A 23,770-nucleotide genomic window follows, 5' to 3' on the forward strand; every position below is an offset into this window, starting at 1 on the left:
CTTAACCAATGATTTGAGCGTAGGTGGCCTCGGTGGCTGGCTCTCGGTCGGCATCCAGCATGTCGCCGCTGAAGGTCTCGTTCATCTCTTTGGCGAGTTCCACATACACGTGCATCTGCTGATTGCGGCGTTTGTGCAGCGGCGGCTTCACCAGCAGGCTAACCCCCCGAATGGGCTCGTGGGTTTCCCCGCGCAGCAGGTCGGGCATTTCCCCAGGCGGGAAGGCGTTGGCCACGGTAATCGGGTTAGATGCCTGCTGGCCGTCGATCAAAAACACCTTCTTGATGGCGTCGTAATGGGCGCCTTTCTCACGCAGCCACTCGGTCAATCGCTCATCGGTGGTGACATCCGGCTGGTTGAAAATGACGAACAGCGAGTGCTGTTTGACTTTCCCCGTGCGCTTCGCGGGAGCGGGCGGCGGCTCTTCCGCTGGCGGCGGCGTAGGCGCGGCGACCGGTGCCTCTGCTTCTTCGGCCTTGGCCTTGGCGCGACGCCGTTTGGGCACCACAACGTAAGCGAAAATCACCACGGCTACTATGCCTAACAGCAGAGAGGCAAAGGCCAGCAGCACGGGAAGAGACGTCATATCCATGGGGTGAAACCCTTTAGTTAGTTAACCCTAGGCTCTATTTATAGGTTCTGTTTAATCGCAAAATGGTGGCATTGAGTGCCAGCGCCAGAGCAACCCACAGCCAGTAAGGCACCATCAGCCACGCGGCGAGGGTATTCACCTGGGCAAACAGACCGATGGCCAGCGTAATCAGTCCTAACAGCAGCACGATATCTACTAGCGCGGCGGTATCTGCTTGCGCCCAAAGAAGAGCCAAGACCACGCCGCATTGGCCAACAACTGCACGCCATACACAGCCAGGCTCGCGCTGCGCAGTGGCGAGTCGTCCGCCATATAAATCCGCCAAGCCGCAATCGCCATCAGCAGATAGAGAATACCCCAGGCAATGGGAAAGGCCAGGTCAGGCGGTGTCCAGCGGGGTTTGCGCAGCGCCCTGTACCAGCCATCAGGGCGAAAACGTGCGCCTGTTGCCGCAGCGGCGCCCACCAGCAGTAAAGATACCAGCATCGCTAAGAGCGAACCGAGCATGTGCCACCTATTCGTGAAGACAATACGTCGCGTTAAAACGAGAGAATCAATAGCCTAGCAGTGTTTTAAAACCGTTAGGCATAAAAAAAGCACCACCTAAGTGATGCTTTTCAGGGATAAGGGTTCCCCACTTGGGGAAACCCAGACCACGACTTAGCGAATAGGCTTAGCCCATGCGGTCGTAGCCGTTATCCATAAACGGATAGTCGGTGTAGCCCTTCTCGTCGCCGCCATAGAACGTTTCATGGTTCGGCTCGGTGAGCGGGGCGTTCACACGGAAGCGCTCCGGTAAATCCGGGTTGGCGATGTAGGGGCGTCCAAAGGCCACGGCATCGGTGGTGTTTTCACTAATGCGTGCTTCAGCGTGCTCGGCGTCGTAGTTGCCGCAGTAAATCAGGCTACCGCTAAAGCGCTCACGCATCTGCTCGCGGAAACCCGCAGGGAAGGTGATGTCGCCGCCCGCCCAGTTCGGCTCGTTCAGGTGCAGGTAAGCCAGGCCGCGCTTGGAGAGCTGCTCCGCCATGTAGAACGCCATCGCTTCCGGATCGTCGTCGGTCAAACCAAACAGCTCGATAAACGGCGTCATACCGAATGCCGACACGCTCAGCGCCATACACTTCCATGACCGCGTCAACGACTTCCAGCGGGAAGCGGGCACGGTTTTCCAGCGAGCCGCCGTACTGGTCGGTACGCTGGTTGGTACCGGTGGCCAAGAACTGGTTCAACAGGCAAGCGTTGGCAGCGTGGACTTCGACCATATCGAATCCAGCGCGCTTGGCGCGGATGGCCGCTTGACGGTAGTCATCCACAATGCCAGGAATCTCGTCGGTTTCCAGCGCACGCGGCGTGCTGGTGGGGTGCTGACCAGCGGTGCCGTCTTCAAATTCAACAAAGCACTGAGCGCCTTCACCTTTCAGCGCGCTGGGGGCTACCGGCTGCTGGCCGTTGGGCTGCACCATCTCATGGGAAACGCGGCCCACATGCCACAGCTGCAGAGCAATACGGCCACCCTTGGCGTGAACGGCATTCACAACGCCTTTCCAGCCTGCTTCCTGCTCATCAGTCCAGATGCCGGGCGTGTACACATAGCCACGGGCAGTGGGAGAGATGTTAGTGGCTTCGCTGATGATCAGGCCCGCACCGGCGCGCTGGCCGTAATAAGCTTCCTGCATCTTGCCCGGCACGCTATCCGGCGTGCGCGAACGGGTCAGCGGCGCCATGATGACGCGGTTAGGAATGTTCAGGCTACCTAGCGTGGTGGGGGTAAACAGCGTCTCGTACGCCATAGGGCAAAACTCCTTTGAAGCAGTGGTTATCATCGTGGCGAATAGAATAGACCAGTTTACTAGTAAGCGCCAACGACGATGCTATGCCCTAGTTAATGGGGACAGACGCGCAAAACAAAACCCCGCCGAGTACCTTTTGATGATCGCTATCGCCAATCGGCAAAATTAAGCGACCTTTCTCCCTATTTAATGCGTGATTTTTTGCACGACATTGGTAGTGAGTTATTTGCTGAAGCCCGCGAGTTGGATATTGAAACCTTAGGCCGTCGCATGAACGTGGTGGGTGGCCCAAGCGAAATGGCCTTTCCTAAGAATGTTGGCCTATTGTTTTTTAATGAGCAACCTGAGCACTTCTTCCCAGCCACCCAAATAGACGTGGTGTACTTTCCAGACGGAGCTGGTGGTGATCATTTCGAAGAAAAAGTGTTTAAGGGGCCGCTTGGCCGCATCACTCGTGATGCCTTGGACTATATCAATCGCAACTACCTGAAAGAGGTCGTAACCAAACACGCTGATCGTCCTCAGGCTGAGCGTTTCTGGAATTTTCCGCTGGCTGCTATTGAGGAGGCGGTGGAAAATGCCGTGTACCATCGCTCCAAGGAAATTCGTGAACCCATTGAAATACGTATTGATGGTCAAGAGCTGATGCTCCTGAGCTTTCCCAGGGCCAAATCGCTCTATCCGCTTGCAAGGCGTGCAGGCAGGTAAAGCCGTCAGCCGCCGTTACCGCAATCGGCGCATTGGCGAGTTTTTAAAAGAGCTGGATTTAACCGAAGGCCGTTCAACGGGTGTGCCAAAGATTCTTCGCGTGATGAAAGCGAACAATTCTCCAGAGCCGATATTCGAAACCGACGATGAGCGTAGCTACTTCTTAATTCGCTTGCCTATTCATACAGGTTTTTTGATTGATGAGGTTACTGCGGTTGAGGGCGACCCTGATGTCACTGACCAAGTAGGGACTAAGCAGGGACTAGGTAAGGAGCAAGTAGATCTGCTTCAGACTTGTGTTGAAGAAGCCCCGATCACACGTTTGATGAACGTAGTGGGGCGCTCCAACAGAACCAAGTTCCGTGCGGCGGTGCTGAATCCACTGCTTAATTCTGGGTTGATTGAAATGACGCAGCCCGACTCGCCACGTAGCCCAACTCAGAAATATCGATTAACCGCGTTGGGTAAGCAAATACTTGCCAAAAATAAAGGTTAATTGACTGAGCGTGGTTTGCTCGTGGCTATCCTCTTGACCAAGGCCAGCGACGTTTAACAGGCGTATCAATCTGCCCGATGGCGCTGGTGAGCGGCAGCATAATGGCGCTGAGTTGGCGGTGGCAGACGGCGCTGCTGAGTACGCCGGGGCACTGTTTGAGCAGCAGGTCGCACTGTTGGGAGGCGATAAAGAGCTGCTCCACAACCGCAGGCGCGAACAGTGGCTTGGCCTGCTGGCAGCAGCGGGTCAGCTCTCGGGAGAGCATCGAGAGCATGCTGGTGTCTCGCCAGCAGGGCCGCGGGTCTTCTAGCCGTCCGGCAATGGAGTGCTGAACGGCTTCAAACGATGTGCGTAAAAACAGCAGGGTTTGACGAAGCTGGCGCTGTTCACTGGACATGTGACGTCCCTTTACCTCAACGGCTCTTTATCTACCAAGGTGTTGGCTAAAAAAGAGAGTGTTTCTCATTTGCATTTCTGGTGAAGATAGCCTCCCTCAATCGTGGTGTCAATCTCAGGCTATTGTCTAGAACTATTATCACGGGCCTTTATCACGGGCCTGATAAAGCGGCCAATCGTTGTTGGTGAGCGGCTTGACGCCCTGTTCGGTGACCACCACGGTATCGCTTAAGCCAACGCCCCACTGGCCGGGCACCCGCAGGCAGAGCGGTAAATGAAACACCATGTTGGTTTCAAAGGTGCGCGTTTGGCCTTTGGCAATGTAGCCCGTGCCTTCTACCCAGCTCGGCGGAAACTGCGCGCCCACGGCGTAGCCAAACACCCCGGAGAAAAACAGTTGGTCGCGTTGAGGGGCCAGCAGGGCATCCGCGGCCTGGGCGGCGGCATCAAAGGAGTGGCCGGGGCGCATGGCCTCGCAAAGGGTTTCAAACATCGAGCGGCAGAGGTCTTGAGTGGCGGTGAGGGGGGCGTTCGGGGTGCCGGTTACGGCGGTGCGCATCATCGGTGCGGTGTAGCGCTGATACGCTGCGCCGAACTCTAAAAACACTGGCTCATTGGCCTGAATCGCGCGGCGTTTATGGTTAACGTGAATCACTCCAATGCTGTGTCCGCTGGTGACGATAGGCTGCAGGCTCATAAACTCGCTGCCGTTTTCAAGCAGTGCCTTTGCGCCAATGGCGGCAATGTCGTTATCGGTCATGCCGGGTTGAATGGCGGCCATCGCCGTCTCTAAGCCAGCGGCGGTGATGCGGGCGCTCTCTTTGAGCATCTCAAGCTCGGCGCTGCTTTTGACGATCTTGATGGCATCGAGCAGGTCACCCGCTTCAAAAAAGCGCTCTTTACCCACCGCCTTGGTTAGGGCGTCCATCACGCCGACCCGCAGCCCGCTGCTCCAGCCGTCGCTGCCAATGCGCGGGCAGGGGGGTAACAGGTCGGCCAGCGGGGCGATGATTTCATCCAGGTTTTCCCATCGGTAGCCAATAATTTCGTCAACACGGGCGGTCACCACCGCAGCACCCGTTTCAATCGAAGCCACTTGTAGAACGAGCTTTTCTTGCGTGCAGACCAAGCAGGCATGCACCGACACCTCAAAGGTGTGGTAACCGGTCAAATAATTGATATCGGCGGGGGCGGGGGGGAGCAGCGCGTCTAGCCCGCGCTGGGCCATGGCGTGGCGCACCTTCTCAAGGCGCGCTTGATACTCAGCGGGGGCAAAGGGTAGCTCGCTTTGGGCAAGCGAGGTGGCAAGGGCTTCGCGGTAGTGGTGGTAATCCATGGCGACCTCCAGCGTTAGGTAAGGTCAGTATAGGTCGCCATCTAAAGCGTGCCGCGAATGCCCTCAACGGTTAACGGGTTAACAGATATACACCTTGCAGGAAGTAGAACACCCCAATGCCCGTGACGATCCAGCGGGTCCAAGTGCGGAAGTTGGCGTCGGTCAGGCGGTGCAGAATCCGTGTGCCGGTTTGGGTGCCCAGCATGGCAAACGGGGCGGCTAGTAGCACGATGCTCCACTCACCCGCGCTGAGCGCAAGGGCGGCACTTAAGTAGAAGAGAATTTTAATGGAGTGGGCGACCACTTGAATCATGGCCTTGGTAGCGACGACTTGGCGGCGGGCCATCTGCGAGCGCACAAAGAAGATATCGATCAGCGGGCCGGATACCCCGGCAGCAATCGTGAGGCCGCCCGAGGCGATGCCGCAGCAAAACGGGTGCTGGCGCGATGGGCATCGAGCTGGAACCAATGCTTGGGCGTCCATACCAAGATAGGCAGCAGCCCGATCAATAAAGAAACGGTGGCCGCATTGGGCGTGTAGTTAAACAGACGCAGAAGCCCAGCCGCGCTGAGCACGCCCAGCGCCATAAGCGCCACAATGCGCCACACGATAAACCGCCGCGAAAGCCACGCCCGAGAGGCATTGGACGTTAACGGGATAACGCCATGCACGGCCATGGCAGACCTGGGGGGGAATATCACCAGCAGGAACCACAGAAACACCAGCCCGCCCGCCATGCCAAACACACCGGAGAGCATGGAGGGGAAAAAAACCACGCCGACAAAGGCGAATCCCATTAACAGTGTCATGAAAGACGCCCTCAGCTACGACAGAAAGGCCACACCTGATAGAACTTGCGGCACTGGAACTCTGCCTGGCAGCTGTTGAGCTGGGCCTGGTAGCGGTTGGAAAGGCTCGCCACTTGGCGGCCTGCATTGAGCACCTGGGGCTGACTGCGATAAGTGCCCCGCTGATAGCCGCCTGCGCCTTCGTGATAGGCGTAATAGAGGTGCTCAGGATTGTTGAGCGAGACGCCCGTTTGGGCGCGAGTGCGGGCGTTATACCAGCCAATGAAGTCGATGGCGTGCTTCATGTGCGTGCGCCGGGCAAACAGACTGCCCGCTTGGTCTTCGTACTCGCCCCATACCGGGTCTTGAGCTTGGGCGTAGCCTTTGGCGGAAGAGGGGCGCGGGCCGGGAATAAAGCCAAGGTAGTATTTGCGGTCTGGACGCACGTGGCTACGAAACGAGGACTCCCGCTGAATAAACGCCATTTGGGTCGCGATGGGCGTTCCCCACTTCTCTTCAGACTCTTGCGCGTAGTCGTACCAGCTGGGCTGTTCGCGGAAAATCTCGCAGATATTGGTCTGATCCTCCGGCGGGCTGGGCGCAAAGGTCGCGCACCCAGAGAGCAGCAGTAGTGCCGCGACGGCCAGCAAACCGCGTAGCTGGGCGGTATAAGAGGAGGCAGCGGAAGAGAGCGCAGAGACCCAAAAGCTATCAACAGGGCGATGCATAGGACGGTCCTTGTGGATAGAAGGCGTGTTACTCACGTTTTGTATAGTGTACTGGCGTATAAAGCGCGTTGGCCGCTTAGCGCAGCAGTGGCTCCAGGCAGCGTCGCAGGCGCTGCGCCTCGCGCACCAGCGTTTCCCCAGAGAGCATGCCCACCCCCATCACCAAGCCCACGCGGGGGTCGTTCGGCGCACACACCGGGCTTAACGGCCGCACGATCAAGTGCTCTTTCAGCAACGATTGCGCGATGGCCCCATCGTTAATGCCCGGCTCGAACTCCACGCAAAGGCTGATGGCACTGCTGGGAGCCGACACCGAGCGCACGTGGGGCAGCGAGCGCAGCTGGTCGTGCAGCACCTGCTGGCGGCCTAAATAGTCCCGCTGAATGCGCCGACACCAGGCATCCAAATCACCATCAAAAATAAACTGGGCCAGCACGGCTTGGACCAGCATACGGCCCTCGCGAAACAGCTCGCTGCGCAGGCGGTTCATGGGCCCTGCCAAATGCCGCGGCACCACCAGGTAGCCCAGCCGCAGGCCTGGAAACATCATCTTAGAGAAAGAGCCTACCAGCAAATGGCGTTCAGAGTGGGCATCAAACAGCAGGTTGGGGTGGTCGTCGCGGTTAAATTCATAATCATCTTCCACCACATAGGTGGGCGATAACGCCTCACACAGCCGCTGTTTATGCTCGGCGCTGGTCGGCACGCTGAGCGGGTAGTGGTGCGAGCCGGTCAGGTAAGCCAGCGCCACGGGGCCGTGAGTAGCAGGTAAGGCATGGCCCGCTTCCGGCCGCCACGGCAGCATTTCGATGTTAAGCCAGGCGGCGGTAAACACGTTGCGCGCCCCCCAGTAGCAGGGCGACTCCATGGCCACTGTATCGCCCACATCTGCCAGGGCGACGGCGCACAGCTCGATACCGTTGTGGGTGCCATCGGTAATGATGATCTGCTCGGTATCGCAATGGATATCCCGCCAGCGGGCCAGAAAATCACGAATCGCGCGTTTCAGCGGGCCGTAGCCGCCGGTGGAGTAGGAGAGCAGCAGGGCATTTTGCGGCACCGTCACGCTGGCGTAGAGCTGACGCCACTTGCGCATGGGGAACTGAGCGATATCTGGAATGCCGGGCACGAAAGCCCCGCTCTGAATCATGCTAGCCCCAGGGCCTTGCAGCACCCGCTGGGCGCGCTGTGATAGCTGAACATTGGCGGGGGCAGCGGGGGGTGGCGTTACCGGCTTGCAGGTCCAGGGGCCTTGGCCGTGGGCGGTGGTCAGCAGCTGCTCTTCCAATAGCGTACCGATCGCCAGGGCCAGGGTTTGGCGCGCCACCTGAATGGCATCCGCCAACACCCGATGAGAAGGCAAACGCAGCCCGCTGGGCCACTGCTGAGTGATGGCTTGGCGCAGCGCCTGTTCAATGCGCACCTGCTTACTTAGCCGCTCCGGTTGGAGTGCATAAAGTTGCATAAATTGGTGCAAGACCTGCTGGCGATCCATATCAACGCCCCCTTTTCCGCGTGAAGCCCGCTGCCATCAGGCGTTTAGACGAAAGCATTATGTCAGCTATGCACTTATTTGGTGCGTTGAAAAAGTGGTCTAGTCGAACCCCAAAGTGGTGCATTCGCGTTCTGACCGCCGCCTGCTAGCGTGTAACTATTCCGTCACTGGAATCAGGATACTGCGCCACAGAGCGCCAACGACAACATCCAATAACCTGCAGGACACTGTGCGATGACCACTCCCGCTTCTGAACAGGATAAGCTCGTCCGGGTACTGGCCCGCGGCGACGTATTAGCCCTCGCCTTCGGCGCGATGATTGGCTGGGGCTGGATTGTATTAACCGGCACCGCGATTCAATCCGCTGGCAGCTTAGGTGCTATTTTAGCGTTTATTATCGGCGGTTTAGCGATCATCATGGTGGGCCTCACCTACGCTGAGCTGGCCTCCGCCATGCCCCAAGTAGGCGGCGAGCATGTTTACAGCTACCGCGCCCTGGGCCACTTACCCTCTTTCTTATGCACCTGGGCGATTATTTTAGGCTATTTAAGCGTGGTGGCCTTTGAAGCCGTGGCGCTGCCCACCGTGATTGAGCACCTAGCACCGAACTATGCAGTTGGCCACTTATGGACCATCGCGGGCTGGGAGTAAAAGCGACGTGGGTGGCCGTCGGTGTTGGCGGCTCGCTCGCCATGATGATTATCAACTACTTCGGTGTGACCACCGCGGCGCTGATCCAGAAAGTCGTGACCGCCATGATTTTGCTGGTTGGCGTGCTGTTTGTCACGGGCGCGCTGTTTGAAGGCGAAACCATCAACATGATGCCGCTGTTCACCCAGGCCGATACCGGCGTGGTAGCGGGCATTGTCGCGGTGCTGGTCATGGTGCCGTTCCTGTTCGTAGGCTTTGACGTCATTCCCCAAGCCGCTGCAGAGATTAACCTGCCCTACAAAGCCATCGGCAAAGTGCTGATGATGTCGGTCATTCTGGCAGTGGTGTGGTACGCGCTGATGATTCTGGCCACCAGCCTTGCCCTGAACAGCACCGAGCTGGCCGCGAGTTCCCTGAGCGTGCCGGATGCCATGGGTAGCCTGTTCAACGCCCCCTGGGCCAGCAATCTGATGGTTCTGCGGGTATTGCGGGCATCATCACCAGCTGGAACGCCTTCTGCATCGGCGGCTCGCGGGCCATTTACGCCCTGGCCCGTGCGGGCATGCTGCCTGCGCCGTTTGCCAAGCTGCACCCGCGCTATAAAACGCCGACTAACGCCATTTTCCTGATGGGCTTCCTCTCCTGTATCGCCCCGTTCTTCGGCCGCCCCGCGCTGGTGTGGATCGTCAACGCCGGTGGCCTGGGCATCGTGATTGCCTACCTGTTCGTGGCCATCTCCTTTGTGGTGCTACGGGTTCGCGAGCCGGATATGCCGGGCCCGTTTCGCATTCGCCACGGCAAGCTGTGCGGCACCTTGGCGGTCGTCCTTTCTTTCGGCATGGCGTGTCTCTACCTGCCCGGTAGCCCGCCGGCACTGAGCGGCGCTGAGTGGAGCATTTTCGCGGGCTGGTCGCTGCTGGGGGTGGGGCTGTACATCCACGCTCTGCGCACCTACGGCCGCGCCTACAGCGACCAACACATGATGGCTGACCTGTAAGCCGTTCCAACACTTTAAAGGAGCACGCTATGAGCTTTATCGAACAGTGGTTGCACGATGCCGTACCGGCCCTGGTGGGCGGGCAGTGGCGCAAGGGCCAGCAGACCTTCGCGGTGGACAACCCCGCCACCGGCGAGACCATTGCCCACGTGGCAGATTTAAGCGCTGACGACACCCGCGACGCCGTGGCTGCCGCTTACGAAGCCGGTGCCGCCTGGCGCGCCACCCCGGTGAAACAGCGCTCGGCCCTGCTGCGCCGCTGGTTTGAGCTGATCAATGAGCACGCCGACGACCTAGCCCGCCTGATGACCCTAGAGCAGGGCAAGCCGCTGGCGGAAGCCAAAGGCGAAGTGACCTACGGCGCCTCATTCATCGAGTTCTTTGCCGAAGAAGCCAAGCGCATGGCGGGGGAAACCCTGCCCAGCCACGGCGCGGACAAGCGCCTGTTGGTACTGCGCGAGCCGGTGGGCGTGGTCGCGGCGATTACCCCGTGGAACTTCCCGCTGGCGATGATTACCCGCAAGTGCGCCCCGGCCCTGGCCGCGGGCTGCACCGTGGTCATCAAACCCGCCGAAGCCACGCCGCTGACCGCCCTGGCCGCTGCTTATTTAGCGCTGGAAGCGGGCTGCCTGCAGGCACCATCAACGTGGTTACTGCTTCCAAACCCGCCGCCGTGGGCGAGGTACTCACTACCGACCCTCGGGTGCGCAAGGTGTCGTTTACCGGTTCTACCCCGGTGGGCAAACACCTGCTCGCCCAGTGCGCCAGCACGGTGAAGAAAACCGCCATGGAGCTGGGCGGCAACGCGCCGTTCATCGTGTTTGACGACGCCGATGTGGACGCCGCCGTGAACGGAGCCATCGCCTCCAAGTTCCGCAACGCCGGGCAAACCTGCGTGTGCACCAACCGCTTCCTGGTGCAGGACGGCATTTACGATGCCTTCGTCGCCAAGCTCACCGAGCGTGTGAACGCCCTCAACGTGGGTGATGGCCTGGCCGAGGGCAGCATCATCGGCCCGCTGATCAACCAAGCCGCCGTGGATAAAGTGCAGCGCCACGTCGACGACGCAGTGAATAAAGGCGCGCGCCTGCTATGCGGCGGCCAGCCCCACGCGGCGGGTGATCGCTTCTTTACCCCCACGGTGCTGGCGGATGTGACCACCGAAATGGCCGTCGCCGACGAAGAGACCTTCGGCCCAGTCGCGCCGGTGTTCCGCTTCCAGCGCGATGAAGAAGCCATCGCCATGGCCAACGACACCCCGTTTGGCTTGGCCGCCTACTTCTACGCCACCGATTACCGCCGCATCTGGCGCACCATGGAGCAGCTGGAGTACGGCATGGTGGGCGTCAACGAAGGCTTGATCTCTACCGAGCTTGCGCCGTTTGGCGGCGTGAAAGAGTCCGGGCTGGGCCGCGAAGGTTCCCACCATGGCCTCGATGAATTTACCGAACTGAAGTACGTCTGCGTAGGCGGTTTATAAAGAGAACGATGATGACTAACCAAGAATTGAACGACCTGAAAAACCGCTTCGTGGCCAACGGTGCCGCCACGCCGACCACCCAGTTTGCCGAGCGCGCCGAAAACGCCGAGCTGTGGGACGCCGACGGCAAACGCTGGATCGACTTCGCGGGCGGCATTGGCGTGCTCAACCTGGGCCACCGCCACCCGAAAATCGTCGCGGCGGTGGAAGCGCAGCTCAAGAAAGTCATGCACACCAGCGCAGCGGTCATTTCCTACGCGCCCTACGTGCAGCTGTGCCAAAAGCTCTGCGAACTCACCCCGGTGCGCGGCCCCGAGCGTAAAGCGATGCTGGTGAACACCGGTGCCGAGGCGCTAGAAAACGCCGTGAAGATCGCCCGCGCCGCCACTGGCCGCACCGGCATCATCACGTTTGACGGCGCTTTCCACGGCCGCACCATGATGACCCTGGCGATGACCGGCAAGGTGCTGCCCTACAAGAACGACTTCGGCCCGATGCCGGGCGATGTGTTCCGCGCACCGTTCCCTAATCCGCTGCACGGCATCAGCGAAGAGGCTTCGCTGAACGCCATTCGCACGCTGTTCAAAACCGACATCGCCCCGCACCGCACGGCGGCCATTGTGATTGAACCGGTACAGGGCGAAGGCGGCTTCTACATCGCCTCGCCGGATTACCTGAAAGCGCTGCGCGCCCTGTGCGACGAGCATGGCATTCTGCTGATCGCCGACGAAGTGCAGTCCGGCTTTGCCCGTACCGGCAAGCTGTTTGCCCTGGAGCACAGCGGCATCGAAGCGGACATTCTCACCACCGCTAAGAGCCTCGCCAACGGCATGCCGCTTTCTGCCGTGGTCGGCACCGCCAAGGTAATGGACGCCTCCGGCCCCAACTCTCTAGGCGGCACCTACAGCGGCAACCCGCTCTCCTGCGCGGCAGCCCTGGCGGTGATCGAAGCCATCGAAGAAGAGAACATCCTGGCCCGCAGCGAGCAGATGGGCAAAATGTTGGCCGAACGCTTCGCCGTCTGGGAAGAGCGCTTCCCCGCCGTCGCCCACGGCCGCCAGCTCGGCGCCATGGCCGCGTTTGAGCTGCTCAACGGTGAAGGCAAGCCCGACCCACAACTCACCGGCGCGCTCTGCGCCAAAGCTCGCGAGAAAGGCCTGATCCTGCTTTCGTGTGGCTTCTACGGCAACAGCGTCCGCATTCTTGTACCGCTGACGGTGTCGTCTGCGGTGTTGGAGGAAGGGTTGAGTATTATTGAGGAGTCGTTGGAAGCGCTTAGTTAATCGCGTTTAGGCAGTACGAAGCCCGCCCATCGTCAGGTAGCATAAGCTGCTGGTGGCGGTGGGCGGCTTTTTTGTGGGCGTTGAAGGCCCAAAGGCGAGATAGTTAGTCGCTCTAAACACGTTTTGATAATTTTAATTTTACAGAATTTGTTAAGTTATATTTTTCGGGCAATCATATTGGCGCCGTTTACCCAGTCATAGGGAGCGCTGTCTAGGAGGTAAGCGTGTTTGAAAAACTAACTGAGATGATCGTTTCAGGATTTATAGGGAACTATAGCTATGATCGAATTCGACGCCTGCTGAAAGCGGAGGCGAGGGAGGGCGGAATACCAGCTCAAGAGACTGATCCGGAGGAGGGGCAGAGAGATCCGGACATAAAAGCCGTATATGGCCAGAACGTAAAATACAAAAAAAAGTACCGGACTTTTGATATCCAAGACGATTTTGAAGTTGTATTGGACCTGCTTGCTGAGCCTGTGGTTTATATCGTTATTGAGGACCGGCCGTCGATGGCTTGGCGATTGCCAGTAATAATAGCAGAAGATGCGAAGACGGGTGAGTGGTATGTATTTTCGAAAGGCCGAGTTGCCTTTGAGGGGGCAGGTGGTGGTCTTTCACAAGCAAAGACTTTTCTGAAAAAAATCCAAGATAAGGATGTTCCATTTTCCGCGTGGGTCCTTGAGTACGCTCTTACAGAGAAATTGTCGCAGGGCTGCAGGCCGTGGCCGGAATTTAAGTTGCAATGTATTCCTGCTCTTGCTGCTGAGCAGGGAGAGTATTTCCGAGAGTTCGTGATTGGGTCATTGCAGGAGGTTGCCAAAGCCCAATAAGGCCATACAGCCGACGCTCGTTCCTCGCGCGATTGATTGCTAGCTTGAGCCATACTCCTGAATCCGTGAGACCGGCCCCCGCCTCCAAGAAATCTTGGAGGGTTTAGAACTATTGCTGCCTTGCGGCGGTGTGTATCATTACCGTTGCTGTCTTCCAGTCCTAATATCAGCTGCCTATTCGGCGGTTCCCGGAAGCGCCACGCTCACCAAGCTCAATCCTGATTTTTCAGCTGCCTATTCGGCGGTTCACCACCAGCTCAGCATGAACGAGATACACTTTTCTTTTTCAGCTGCCTATTCGGCGGTTCACCCGCGCGAGTTTCGCGGGGCAAGCGTGCTGCTTTTTTCAGCTGCCTATTCGGCGGTTCACTAAACCTAGCTAGAAGTATGAATATAGGCATCAACAAGATAAGTACAAAATACTAAAAATACCCTTTTTGGCGTATCTTAATTAAGCCATTGAAAAATATAACAATATATATTCTGAAAATATTTAGGTAATCTGCTTAAGATTTGGCACAGAGCCAGAGTGTATCTGTTTTGTAGCCAATCCGTAGCTATTGTAGCTATCGCACGGGCTTTCTTGACCAAGCGCCTCATACTGCACATACAGCGGGAATCGTTGGCCTGACGATCGGCTATCAATAGGAATTACGTGGCAGTGATCAACGAAGCGATCTGATACGGAACTGCTAGGCATGAACGTCTCGCCGCGTTTTTCCGCCCGCTTTTTGCTGCGGACCAGTCTTCTCTTAATTTCACCTGGGAAAGATTTAGCAACATGCTGGTTTCTAATAAATCTCACTTCTTCTGATATGGCTGGAACCATTTTGATATCACTAACCTCAATAAATCCTTCGTTCGCCATATTCTTAAAATACCGCACTGATGATAAGTAAGACAAACCATTAATATCTTTACTCACAAAAGCGATTGAGTCCCCTACTGAGTCCGTAGCCCATGATGGAAACGAAACACCAATGCCCGAACTTTTTATCTTAGAGCCGCTCATAAGACCATGTAAGCAAGCAATACATCTACCTGCTAAAAATGCATGATTTGCTGAAGGCATTAAATATCTTATATAAAAAAAGTATCTCATTTCTCACCTTTCTTTATTCCTTTTTGGAACATACCACCTTTCACTAGCACTGACATTACGTAGTGAGCATTGGAACTGACTTGCCGAGTTTTACTCATCTCCTCCGTGAGTCTTATAATTTCGTTCAACAGCGAGTAAAAATCTTTTTTCGTAACCGGCTCACGCATAGCTAAAACCCGACTACGATCTGCACCGTATTCACTCACCCTTAAAGGGTATTCAGCACCTTCATCTAGCCACCAGTCATCAATTTTTTGAATTGCTGCTCCAACTTTATAAGCACCAAAGCTAACTGCTTGACGACCATCGCTCATTGTGCTTTTCATAAACTGCCTCGCCGCACTTCCGTTGCCTCTATCATCTTTCTCAACAAATAATTGACTGGGAAAGATTTCTTGGCAAAATTCTGTTTTAATTTTTGCAGTTACATCAGCAAAAAGAAATTTTTGTGGGCAAGATAGTGCTTCTTCAAACTCCGCTGCTAGTCCTTCTAATGATTTAAGGTCATCACCTTCCCAAGAAGAACCCCATTCTTTGTACTGTACGTCTTTAACACAGTAGTTTTTTAAATTTGAGGTAAAGACCTCAACAACTATTCCTCTTGCAACTTTATTTCTCCAAAGCCACTCAGCTGAAAGAATATTTTTAGCATATCGGGTTGCTAACTCATGGTATCCTCCCAAACTTCTATATGCATCAGAAAGCTCTCTCAATGCTTTTCTTGCTTCTCTATTATCACAGATATTTGGTTCTAGGCTGTTTGCAATGATGCGTAACGAAAAACGACAATACACCGTATCAACTAACGGTGGTACATAACATGTTTCAAGCATAATAGGATTAGAAAAGCCCAAGTCGCTCGTTTCTTTAGCACGCGCAGTCCCGGATGCCATATAGCCATCGCTAAACGTTGCCTTGAGGCCACGAAACCGCGTCACTTCCGCTTGCAACGGCTCAAATTCGCTCGAATCTGTCCGGTAATAAAAAACCGCCTTGCCCGGATTGAGAGAGCGCTCATAGCTAAGATGTCTGAAGGAGTTCATCATGCCGACCTGCCTATGCTTTTTTCATCAGCATAGTCAAGTTCTGGATTTTCAACCTCCAACAAGCGTTTTTAATAAAATACGCTTTACCATTGAGCCTTAAGCTTGCCGGTGACAACGTCTCTGTTAGACCTACCAAAGGCTCAGCATAAGCATGGAGCTCCCTGTGCGAACCAGACCGATAGCAAGGGCCTTCAAGCAACTGATAACCACTCGTAGCAGGTAAATGATTGGGATGCTTGGACAACCATGCCACCAAGCTTTCGATGCTTTGCACCTGTTTTTCTGAGTCGATAATCCAACGACCTTCGTCCGGCAGAAGCGATATTGCTGCCAATAAACTGTTCGCATCTGCGTATACTTGGCACCACTGCAACTCTTCATGAAGTGGCGGGGGCTGCCTAGCCCCCCCTGCAAACCTACCAGGGAACGCAGACTGAAGCATAGTCAATTCGTCATTTCCCAGCGGGGTATCGCCTCCATCCTCTAGTCGATAGCGAATAACTAAATCCATGCGCAAATCGCAAAAGCGCATATCAATAAGACCTGGCCGCTTGGGAGCCTCATCTGGCTTCATTGGAGGCAGATAAGGGGCAGGTATCTTGGCACCCGAGGAGGACTCATACTGCCGCAAAAACCAGGCAACTCCTTCAAAGACAATGTTCCGTTTAAGGATGTTTCGTAAACGCAGCTGGTAGTTATAGACGGTTCCCCATACTGCCAGCAGTGAAGGCAAACCCACCAGATAGGGGCAAGATAGCGCCTGCGCATCGAATACATGTAGGTTTTTTAAGTGAAGGTAATGATATGGCTCTTCAGCCATGGTTTCATCTTCTTTGATTTTCATCCCAATCAACAAGGACTTAAGCTGAGCCTTGAAAGGAATTAATAGCTCTGGATGATAAGCAAAGCTTTGCGTTTGGGGATACCTCACCAAAATACTGTGCAATTCTTTATTAACCTCAGGTAGTATTTCAAGTAAATCCTCGTCAAGAGCAGAAATCAAAAAGAATGCAGTGCTGTTTTCCCGGTCTGAAGGTACCTCCCCTCCTACATTTCGCCAATAGCTAACTGGGGATAGCCATTCAGATAAAGACTGCCTCAGCAACTTAATAGCAGAACGCCTATGATCTCGCCTCTTCTTTCCGATCAACAAGCTTTTATTTTCAACAATATCATTACATGCCAGGATAAACGACTTACTTCTTAAAGAACTGTGATGGAAGTCTACAAAAAATATTCCAGAAGACCTGTCATTTTCTTTATTTTTACTACAGGCTAATATTCTAGGGGAGTAACTAAGAGCAGAAATATTACCTCCAAGTGAGGATGCTAAATCTCCAACACTTGAAGAGTGCCAATGTTTTATTGTTGAAAAATCCCCACATTTATTACGTCGAGCAATTTGAATGTCGGCCAGTAATGAATGTGATGTGACAGGTGTAATACTGACATCCTTTCCTTGATAAAGAAAGGTAACTTGCACTGAATGCCTATCCACATAAGAGGGTAATAAATTTTTAGTGAAATAATTATCGAAAAGCGACTGAAGGTAAGCCCATTGACCATCAGACATACCAAGTTTCATGAATTCTTTCCGCCATTGCTTGTCATTATCTAAAACAATAGTGGCCAAACAGTAAACTACACCCTTAAATATAAAATTAGTTCCAAAAAGCTTTGCTTTATTCACAGCTGCTGAGTTGTGTGACCAGCCCAAACGACTCACGCTATTAAATGAAGAAATGACACTGCTTGAGGGCTTCTCAGCTTTTACTAAAATTCTTTGCTGTGCGACACGTGCATCAGGATGCTTTAAGTTATGTGAGTGCAGCCACTGTACTTCCTGCGCACAGCTTTCTATATGTTGCCAATCTTTGAGTATTTCAATGGCTCTTTTTTTATTCAACAAATCGGTTGCAAACTGACGCTTATGTGATAAGTTAAGCAGTGCTAGAATAGCGACGCTAACATTTTCAGAAACTTCTAGCAGCGGCGTGTAGGGAGCGAAGGCTTTACGAATTTCTTCTGAGCGGCTTGGCTCATCGAGTTCCACCAATGTATTCAAAGACATGACGTTACCACGCGGGTAAATAGTTATTGTAAGCGCCTGTCTCAATCGGCATCCGTGATTGACGCAACTCTATGATTTCTCTTAAATAAAACACCCCTATGCCGTTCACTAGCTTTTCATGTGATTTCAATCTGACCGCGCATTTGAGATACCCCTCCTCATAAAGTCGATACGCTTGCTCATACGACGTGCCAAGTAAAATCGCGGCTTCCGGCATACTGATAAGCAGATCTGCGACGTTTGTCACACGTGTTTGCGGATTCTGATCAACCAATCGTGCTAAAAAATTCTCCAATGGCGCTAAGACGAAATCACTTTCTGGATAAGGCTTTAAAAGGAGACGAGAGATACTGACAATATGGCCAAAAATATCGTGAAATGAAGTTTTATTATAATCACATATCAACTTATCACCTGAGAGCGCAGCTTGTTCTTCTAGTTCCTCTGCGAACACTTCAGGCCAATGCATGAAATACTCTATGGCTTGTTCAATCGTACGAGTGGAAACCTGATCGCTGGCGTCTAACGTTTTATGTATGTATAGCTGGTACCACAGTAGACACGCTAGGCGCAAACTGACTGAGCGGATGTCTAGCAGAGGATGCCTTAAAGGCGAATGCTCACCCACTACTAGGCGGCTAGCGATAAGCTGCCATTCGTCTGCTGGCTCCGTGTTAGCATTTCGAAGATCAAATCCGCAGCGGCAAGTATGCAAACATTCAGAATGGGTGTAATTTAATTTCTCTTCGCATTTTGGACACTCATGTAACATCTGTTTGCCATGATTAATACAAGCTTCGTAGGGCATCCAGTGCCATTCTTGCCGGATGTAGTTGGCTTCAGTGAGGCAATCCGGGCAGACAGGTATCCCTTTATGGCGAACTAGCGCTCTGGGTACATGGCTACCTGCATAAAACACGCTACTGTAGCGTGAACAAAATTTCTCGCTGGAATGCATGACTGCCAAGTGCAGTAGCGGAAGTTTTTCATTATCTGTTAGCGACTCCACGAGCTTGAGCGCCCTGATGCGTCGACTACTACTCTGAGCCGCGTGATAAACATTCAAACGGCTTAACTCTTCTGGGAACGCCCCTGCCGCTTCATGATCATGCAGTTGCAGCCAGTCTTTTATCGCTCGACTAAGCTGCTGATAGTATTCAAAGAAATTTTCTTGCGATAGACGGAGCATGTAGCTCTCAAGTGACTCGTTAATGAACGGTCTTGGGCGGACAAGCAATTTCATGGCAACCACCTGCTAAGATATCCTTATCAAACGTATAGCAGCTATCCACCATAAAGCATAAATTTTTCTAAAAAATATTGGCTTATGGAGCTCATCGCGCCTTCTCAATGATCAAAGGCTGTAATGTCATCGCCGCTCACGCCTAACCGTTGTCACTACCATCGAATGAGCACACCTGGTCAAACAACACAAAAGCCTTGGGCTTATGCCTAGGCTAGAGATTAGATGAGCTTAAACGGCTCAATGTCTCGAAAAATGCCCGTTTTGGTCATGTCACGGCGCAGCGTAAACGCTTCTACGGCTGCGACGGGGTCGACCTGTTTCAGCTGATCGAAGTGGATACGGTTCCACTGTTCTCGGGTGACCTTGATACTGTAAAGATACTGATCCCGCGTACCGCCAGTGGCGGGATCAACGACCTGTCGATACCCAGACACTCGCGCTTCTTGAACGTGCGGCAACCGCACAAATACGGCCCCCAGAACACGAAAGGCAATGCCGTGAACGTGGTCGCGGTATAGCGTCCGTTGTCGTGTGGCACTGAGCGATTTTGGGGTAAGCTTGAGTGCTTTAACAGGCATCGTCCATTCTCGATCCGGCATCTCATCGTCAGATGGCAGGTCAATATCCAGTGCTATCGTGGTGTCGTCGCTGCCTAGATCAAAATCGATCACCGTCTCCCGGGGCCAGTCGATCTCCTCCAGTCGCTCTTGAAGCGTGAGTGTCATGTCATCGCGCTGCCTCAGCACACCCTGCTCTTCGCGCTGCTGCCGAGCAAACTCAGCAGCCTCAAAATCGGCTTTGCGATGCTCCCAGGCACGGTAGTCATCATTAAACTGGGCCTGATGACGTGCGTTATCGGCGTCATGTTGACGGCGTACCGATGGCCACAGCGCTTTCCACCATGGAAGAGACACAGACTTAGGCGGTTTAGGTGGACGCTCAGCAAAATGGCGTGGTGCGTAGCCACGGGATTGAGGGGAAGGTGTATCGAGGTGCAGCCGGCCTAGGCGAATAATATCCGCGTTTAATTCATCGCAGAGTGTTTTGAGCTGTGCACGGATATCGTCGTTTGCATGACGACGTAGCCAGCGCACGTCCTTGTCGTCGAGGGGGGAGCCATCTTCAAGTAGGTAGCGGACGTTGCCGTCTTGATTAACCGATAGCCGTAGCCCCAGAGACTCGCCTTGCCTGATGCGCTCTTCCAGCGTTGCATGGGTCGAAGGGGTTGCCACCTGCTTTTGTCTTGAGGCCTGGGAAGAACGGGAAAGCTTCGTTCGATAGGCAAGCCCTGTCCCAGGGATCCCAGCATGTGCATGCGCACCTCGTGGCCCCATGCTCACACTCGCACCGCGTGGGCCGACAGAGAGCCCCACGCCACGCTTGCTGATATTCAATCGCACGCCGGGCGCAAGGGAAATGCGGCGCTGGAAGCGAAAAGCCATCGGAACTCCTTGAAGATGGGATTTTACATCATTGATTCACGCGCCGTTGGTCACGTTGACCCACTACACAGTACCAGCGTGCTTCTTCCTCTTGCCGCCGTTTAATCGCCGCCTGCATCGCCTCTTCTGAGGTCGCATAGCGAGTGCGAGACGTACCGTAACTGAACTGCGCACTGCATTTTTTGCGTGAGCCGTCTGGCATCAGCTCATACCAAGCCGCCACCCAAAGTGTTGTTCCAGTGGGGCGTTCGTAGTGATAAACGCCCGTTATCGGGCCAGCGGGCTGTTCACGATGTCGCGCGACGGAGCGTGCATCCACTAGCAACAGCTCTTTCCAGCGACGTGCGCCCCAAACCTCCCTGCCCCGCTGGTCTCGATAAGCAATGCACCGCTCAAAGGTGTCGTACTCATTGGCTAAGCGGGGAATCGACTTGGTTTCGGGCTTCCCCGATGGGCGCGGCACACGCACAATGGGGTTACTGTGGCTTTGTGGCCAAGATACGTATTTGGTGCTTTCCCATAGCTGGGGTAGCGATAACGGCGCTCTCATTGATGGACGTTACTCATGGACAATTCACTACACATCTCAGCGAAAACATTTCTCTGATCTACCGCTTAGCTCGCTAGCGTTCCTTGTTCGTTCCTACAGCTTTTGAACACTACTAGGAAATATACAAACTGTGTGCCGAAACTCTCTCTAGCCTGCTCATAGGTTGCTACACGTGCTTGCATATTTCAAAGCAAGCAAATTTTAGCTTTTGGCACCAACAAACAGCTGTTTTTAACGTCAACTATCGGCCAAAAGCTGACGTTGAGGAGATGCTGATACAACGCTCAAAATAGCGACGCATTTATGCGAACGACTGCTTTTGATTGTTATGTGAACCTTCATTTTATTCCTCAGCTTCGGGTTTAGTAGCCCTACCAGGAATCAATCTAATCTGATTGTTGTACCCACATTCAGAACAGCCTTCGTTTAGCGTTTGCCCAAACTTAAGCTTGTCTACAAATCTAGCTGGAATTTCTATTGAGTTGCCGCAATCAGCACAAGTTGTGATGAGAAGCCTTCTGATATGAAATATCTCCCCATCTTCAACACTAAAGTAATAGCTTTCGGGGCAATCTGGATTTAAGCACACTACCATTTCCCCATGCTTTATTAGTTTCGCTCTCTTTTTCAGCTTCGTGTCGCATCCAATGCAGTTAAAGTAGTATTCTTCGCCAAATCCACTGCTAAGAAGGTTTCCATCTAAAATTTTCTTAAATTCATTTAAAGATTCAGCTATTTTACCTTTGACTTTTTCTGAATTTCGGTAAATTTCGATCTCTTCTCCCTTCGCATGTGGTAGGGATACGTGTAGAGATGTATTCGATAGCGCATTCCAAAGTTTTCCGAGCTTTCCCAAATCTAGCGCTGCTTGTGAGCCAATACTAACATATTCGACAGACTCATAGTCTTCACATGTAACTGGCGGATTGTCCTGATTGGTTGGAGATTTTGATATAAACATTGTAAACCCTTCTGTCACTTGCTCATTGCCTTCCTCTGCAACTTGCTTAACGACATGATGCGGTTGCCACTTTCTTAGTAAGTCGTGAGGGATATACTCATATGATATTGCAAATCTTTCGTAACAAATCGCTTCTATCGTTAATCGGCACTCTAACGCGGCGTATACGATAGAAGTCCTCGAATCTTCATCGAGAAGTTTAGATATTATTTCTATTCGTTTTGAGATATCTATCATCTAGCACCTGAACACCCGATTAGCCTAAATGGCTTACATAACGCCCGACTCAGGCCCAACTAGCCAGAGCGGGATTTGTGCCAAAATTGGCGCTCGTGCCATAGACACAAATGGCACGGAGGTTGGTTTTCACTTAGAGCCGTTTTTTACGCTCAGATTAAAGTGCGTTAATTTGAGATATAATTTCCTTAAAATCCTGATGTATTTCTGATGAAAACATATTATCAACAACATCATACTTACTTATTTTATACTTTACCACAAGGCAATCCTTTCCCTCAGTCAAGAGTGATTTTGACGAGAAATCTTGTAAACCAGGTAAAATTTCAGTTGTCGTAAATGCACTCAAGTCAATGCCAAATGCCCTTGCATCTTCAATTACAAATTTTTCCTCTACTTTGGCTGCTCTAGCAATAGCACTTGAGGATAGTAAATAGGTTTCAATATAACGATACCTCCAAGTTCTCGCTGCCAGGCCATCTTTATCGCAACCTTTATTACTCTTATCTACAAGCCTTTGGGTTACAGTATTAAAATCTTGATTATCTCTATCCCCTAAGACTTAATCCTTTCAAACCACTAATTTCTCTTTTTAATTGGTTAAACAAATGCTGTCTTTCCGTGTGCTTACCAGGCCATAGCCAAAAAACTATATCCTCTGAAATAGGAGTCCCTAATATATTTGCGATCCTTTTCAACGAATCTGAGTCAGAACTATTTTCTACAAAAACAACCTTTTTTGTACGCTGAAGCCGATGCAGCTGTGGAGAAAACTCAGAACCAAGCCCCGTTATTAGAGCGATCTTTTGGAAATTTTGCTTAAGCAAATTAACTTTGCCATTCTCAAAGTGGAGAATTCTCTCTGGGGGCTGCGAAGCAATTAGTTCCGTGGAGTGAGTGGCAAACAAAATTTGCTTATCATATTTGCTTGCAAGAATATTTAGCTCTTTTAAAAGATCAAACTGTAATGAAGGGTGCAAATGCGCGTCAGGTTCATCTAGGGAAATAACATGGTACAAAGGATCAAGGGCAAGTGATAAAACATTCAGCAGCTGCAAAAACCCACTACCTTCAACCATTATGTCTCGACGATTAAACCCAGTGTGCTTTGTGAATTTAGTTTTATTTTTGTTGTAGCTACCCTTCCAATATTCAGCTTTTATAGAGCTGTGATAATCTTCATTAAAATCATGAACTACAAGTTCAACCTGAAACAACTCTCTCATTACTTCAAGAAGATGCTCCCATCTATCATTCTTTCTCAAATCTTCCAGATCTTGCTTAGGAATTCGATCTAAGTCTCCTTTTAGGCGCTCTCTTTCTTTTTGATTTTCTTTGTATAGTTCGAGCAACGTATTTCTCATCACCGAGCCACTTAGCCCTTGGCCAATCAACCTAGCTCTCATAGCTTTAGTGTGATATGGCTCACGGTTAAGAATGCCAGCAAAGGGTGGGATGTAAGCGACTTTCGGCAGTAGCCTCTGATTGTGTAATGTTAGACCTTGTAGTCTTAATCCTGAATCCGTGAGACCGGCCCCCGG

The 23,770-nt window shown here is 52.9% G+C and carries 20 protein-coding genes and 4 pseudogenes; 7 read left to right on the forward strand and 17 right to left on the reverse strand.

What is annotated here, in order from left to right:
* Position 1 precedes the first annotated feature (1 nt).
* The 3 genes and pseudogenes from B4967_RS05210 to B4967_RS05220 all read right to left on the reverse strand — a co-directional run bounded on the left by B4967_RS05210 (position 2) and on the right by B4967_RS05220 (position 2,385).
* Positions 2–592 carry a cell division protein ZipA C-terminal FtsZ-binding domain-containing protein gene (locus B4967_RS05210; protein WP_083024023.1) on the reverse strand — a complete coding sequence of 197 codons (591 nt, stop codon included), beginning with the start codon at positions 590–592 and terminating at the stop codon, positions 2–4.
* 34 nt (positions 593–626) lie between these two features.
* Positions 627–1,099, reverse strand: a pseudogene (locus tag B4967_RS05215) (TspO/MBR family protein).
* A gap of 166 nt (positions 1,100–1,265) precedes the next feature.
* Positions 1,266–2,385: pseudogene (locus B4967_RS05220) on the reverse strand (alkene reductase).
* A 243-nt stretch (positions 2,386–2,628) separates the two neighbouring features.
* Between B4967_RS05220 and B4967_RS05225 the strand changes: the two are divergent.
* Positions 2,629–3,093, forward strand: coding sequence for a hypothetical protein (locus tag B4967_RS05225; RefSeq protein WP_139794411.1), 465 nt, complete (start codon positions 2,629–2,631; stop codon positions 3,091–3,093).
* On the forward strand, positions 3,080–3,589 hold the full coding sequence (locus B4967_RS05230) for a Fic family protein (RefSeq protein ID WP_243470351.1): 510 nt from the start codon (positions 3,080–3,082) through the stop codon (positions 3,587–3,589). The genes B4967_RS05225 and B4967_RS05230 overlap by 14 nt, the downstream gene beginning before the upstream one ends.
* A gap of 25 nt (positions 3,590–3,614) precedes the next feature.
* Here the strand turns inward: B4967_RS05230 and B4967_RS05235 are convergent, their stop codons facing one another.
* From B4967_RS05235 to B4967_RS05255, 6 genes are all read right to left on the reverse strand, one after another.
* Complete coding sequence (locus B4967_RS05235; RefSeq protein WP_083024027.1) at positions 3,615–3,986, reverse strand: hypothetical protein; 372 nt, start codon at positions 3,984–3,986, stop codon at positions 3,615–3,617.
* A gap of 138 nt (positions 3,987–4,124) precedes the next feature.
* Positions 4,125–5,321 carry a M24 family metallopeptidase gene (locus B4967_RS05240; protein WP_083024029.1) on the reverse strand — a complete coding sequence of 399 codons (1,197 nt, stop codon included), beginning with the start codon at positions 5,319–5,321 and terminating at the stop codon, positions 4,125–4,127.
* Positions 5,322–5,391: 70 nt separating this feature from the next.
* Entirely contained in the window at positions 5,392–5,805 is a 414-nt protein-coding gene (locus B4967_RS18860; protein WP_243470350.1) for a TSUP family transporter, read from the reverse strand.
* Positions 5,694–6,131, reverse strand: a complete 438-nt coding sequence (locus B4967_RS18865; RefSeq protein WP_243470352.1) for a hypothetical protein — start codon at positions 6,129–6,131, stop codon at positions 5,694–5,696. The genes B4967_RS18860 and B4967_RS18865 overlap by 112 nt, the downstream gene beginning before the upstream one ends.
* 11 nt (positions 6,132–6,142) lie before the next feature.
* Complete coding sequence (locus B4967_RS05250; RefSeq protein ID WP_083024030.1) at positions 6,143–6,838, reverse strand: transglycosylase SLT domain-containing protein; 696 nt, start codon at positions 6,836–6,838, stop codon at positions 6,143–6,145.
* A gap of 76 nt (positions 6,839–6,914) precedes the next feature.
* Positions 6,915–8,333 (reverse strand): aminotransferase-like domain-containing protein, encoded by a 1,419-nt coding sequence (locus B4967_RS05255; RefSeq protein ID WP_083024032.1) that lies wholly within the window; start codon positions 8,331–8,333, stop codon positions 6,915–6,917.
* A gap of 234 nt (positions 8,334–8,567) precedes the next feature.
* Between B4967_RS05255 and B4967_RS05260 the strand changes: the two are divergent.
* From B4967_RS05260 to B4967_RS21195, 5 genes and pseudogenes are all read left to right on the forward strand, one after another.
* Positions 8,568–9,981: pseudogene (locus B4967_RS05260) on the forward strand (APC family permease).
* Between the two features lie 29 nt (positions 9,982–10,010).
* Positions 10,011–11,461: pseudogene (locus B4967_RS05265) on the forward strand (NAD-dependent succinate-semialdehyde dehydrogenase).
* Between the two features lie 11 nt (positions 11,462–11,472).
* Positions 11,473–12,744: a 4-aminobutyrate--2-oxoglutarate transaminase gene (gene gabT, locus B4967_RS05270; protein ID WP_083024033.1), complete on the forward strand. Its 1,272-nt coding sequence runs from the start codon at positions 11,473–11,475 to the stop codon at positions 12,742–12,744.
* 224 nt (positions 12,745–12,968) lie between these two features.
* Positions 12,969–13,574, forward strand: coding sequence for a hypothetical protein (locus B4967_RS05275; RefSeq protein ID WP_083024035.1), 606 nt, complete (start codon positions 12,969–12,971; stop codon positions 13,572–13,574).
* 94 nt (positions 13,575–13,668) lie between these two features.
* Entirely contained in the window at positions 13,669–13,947 is a 279-nt protein-coding gene (locus tag B4967_RS21195; protein ID WP_422821840.1) for a hypothetical protein, read from the forward strand.
* A gap of 120 nt (positions 13,948–14,067) precedes the next feature.
* Here B4967_RS21195 and cas6f read toward each other — a convergent pair whose 3' ends face one another.
* The 8 genes from cas6f to B4967_RS05315 form a co-directional block, all read right to left on the reverse strand.
* Positions 14,068–14,676: a type I-F CRISPR-associated endoribonuclease Cas6/Csy4 gene (gene cas6f / locus B4967_RS05280; RefSeq protein WP_083024037.1), complete on the reverse strand. Its 609-nt coding sequence runs from the start codon at positions 14,674–14,676 to the stop codon at positions 14,068–14,070.
* The gene (csy3, locus tag B4967_RS05285) at positions 14,673–15,722 is read right to left on the reverse strand and encodes a type I-F CRISPR-associated protein Csy3 (protein ID WP_083024038.1); all 1,050 of its coding nucleotides are present in this window, start codon (positions 15,720–15,722) and stop codon (positions 14,673–14,675) included. The genes cas6f and csy3 overlap by 4 nt, the downstream gene beginning before the upstream one ends.
* A 10-nt stretch (positions 15,723–15,732) precedes the next feature.
* A complete protein-coding gene (locus B4967_RS17760) occupies positions 15,733–17,793 on the reverse strand; it encodes a hypothetical protein (protein ID WP_139794412.1) in 2,061 nt (686 codons plus the stop codon).
* Positions 17,794–17,797: 4 nt separating this feature from the next.
* Positions 17,798–19,036: a TniQ family protein gene (locus B4967_RS05295; protein WP_083024041.1), complete on the reverse strand. Its 1,239-nt coding sequence runs from the start codon at positions 19,034–19,036 to the stop codon at positions 17,798–17,800.
* Between the two features lie 221 nt (positions 19,037–19,257).
* Positions 19,258–20,481, reverse strand: coding sequence for a DUF4236 domain-containing protein (locus tag B4967_RS05300; protein WP_083024043.1), 1,224 nt, complete (start codon positions 20,479–20,481; stop codon positions 19,258–19,260).
* Between the two features lie 28 nt (positions 20,482–20,509).
* The gene (locus tag B4967_RS05305; RefSeq protein WP_083024045.1) at positions 20,510–21,031 is read right to left on the reverse strand and encodes a hypothetical protein; all 522 of its coding nucleotides are present in this window, start codon (positions 21,029–21,031) and stop codon (positions 20,510–20,512) included.
* Positions 21,032–21,374: 343 nt separating this feature from the next.
* The gene (locus B4967_RS05310) at positions 21,375–22,229 is read right to left on the reverse strand and encodes a hypothetical protein (RefSeq protein WP_083024047.1); all 855 of its coding nucleotides are present in this window, start codon (positions 22,227–22,229) and stop codon (positions 21,375–21,377) included.
* Between the two features lie 548 nt (positions 22,230–22,777).
* Positions 22,778–23,770 (reverse strand): AAA family ATPase (locus tag B4967_RS05315; protein WP_139794413.1); only part of this gene is annotated, 993 nt, incomplete at its 5' end.

The organism is Vreelandella lionensis (genome assembly GCF_002087295.1).
GTDB classification, from domain to species: domain Bacteria; phylum Pseudomonadota; class Gammaproteobacteria; order Pseudomonadales; family Halomonadaceae; genus Vreelandella; species Vreelandella lionensis.

Coding starts and splice junctions, on each gene's coding strand:
- B4967_RS05210 (WP_083024023.1), bottom strand. CDS start 592: ATGGATATGACGTCTCTTCCCGTGCTGCTGGCCTTTGCCTCTCTGCTG.
- B4967_RS05235 (WP_083024027.1), bottom strand. CDS start 3,986: ATGTCCAGTGAACAGCGCCAGCTTCGTCAAACCCTGCTGTTTTTACGC.
- B4967_RS05240 (WP_083024029.1), bottom strand. CDS start 5,321: ATGGATTACCACCACTACCGCGAAGCCCTTGCCACCTCGCTTGCCCAA.
- B4967_RS18860 (WP_243470350.1), bottom strand. CDS start 5,805: ATGGACGCCCAAGCATTGGTTCCAGCTCGATGCCCATCGCGCCAGCAC.
- B4967_RS18865 (WP_243470352.1), bottom strand. CDS start 6,131: ATGACACTGTTAATGGGATTCGCCTTTGTCGGCGTGGTTTTTTTCCCC.
- B4967_RS05250 (WP_083024030.1), bottom strand. CDS start 6,838: ATGCATCGCCCTGTTGATAGCTTTTGGGTCTCTGCGCTCTCTTCCGCT.
- B4967_RS05255 (WP_083024032.1), bottom strand. CDS start 8,333: ATGGATCGCCAGCAGGTCTTGCACCAATTTATGCAACTTTATGCACTC.
- gabT (WP_083024033.1), top strand. CDS start 11,473: ATGACTAACCAAGAATTGAACGACCTGAAAAACCGCTTCGTGGCCAAC.
- cas6f (WP_083024037.1), bottom strand. CDS start 14,676: ATGAGATACTTTTTTTATATAAGATATTTAATGCCTTCAGCAAATCAT.
- csy3 (WP_083024038.1), bottom strand. CDS start 15,722: ATGATGAACTCCTTCAGACATCTTAGCTATGAGCGCTCTCTCAATCCG.
- B4967_RS17760 (WP_139794412.1), bottom strand. CDS start 17,793: ATGTCTTTGAATACATTGGTGGAACTCGATGAGCCAAGCCGCTCAGAA.
- B4967_RS05295 (WP_083024041.1), bottom strand. CDS start 19,036: ATGAAATTGCTTGTCCGCCCAAGACCGTTCATTAACGAGTCACTTGAG.
- B4967_RS05300 (WP_083024043.1), bottom strand. CDS start 20,481: ATGGCTTTTCGCTTCCAGCGCCGCATTTCCCTTGCGCCCGGCGTGCGA.
- B4967_RS05305 (WP_083024045.1), bottom strand. CDS start 21,031: ATGAGAGCGCCGTTATCGCTACCCCAGCTATGGGAAAGCACCAAATAC.
- B4967_RS05310 (WP_083024047.1), bottom strand. CDS start 22,229: ATGATAGATATCTCAAAACGAATAGAAATAATATCTAAACTTCTCGAT.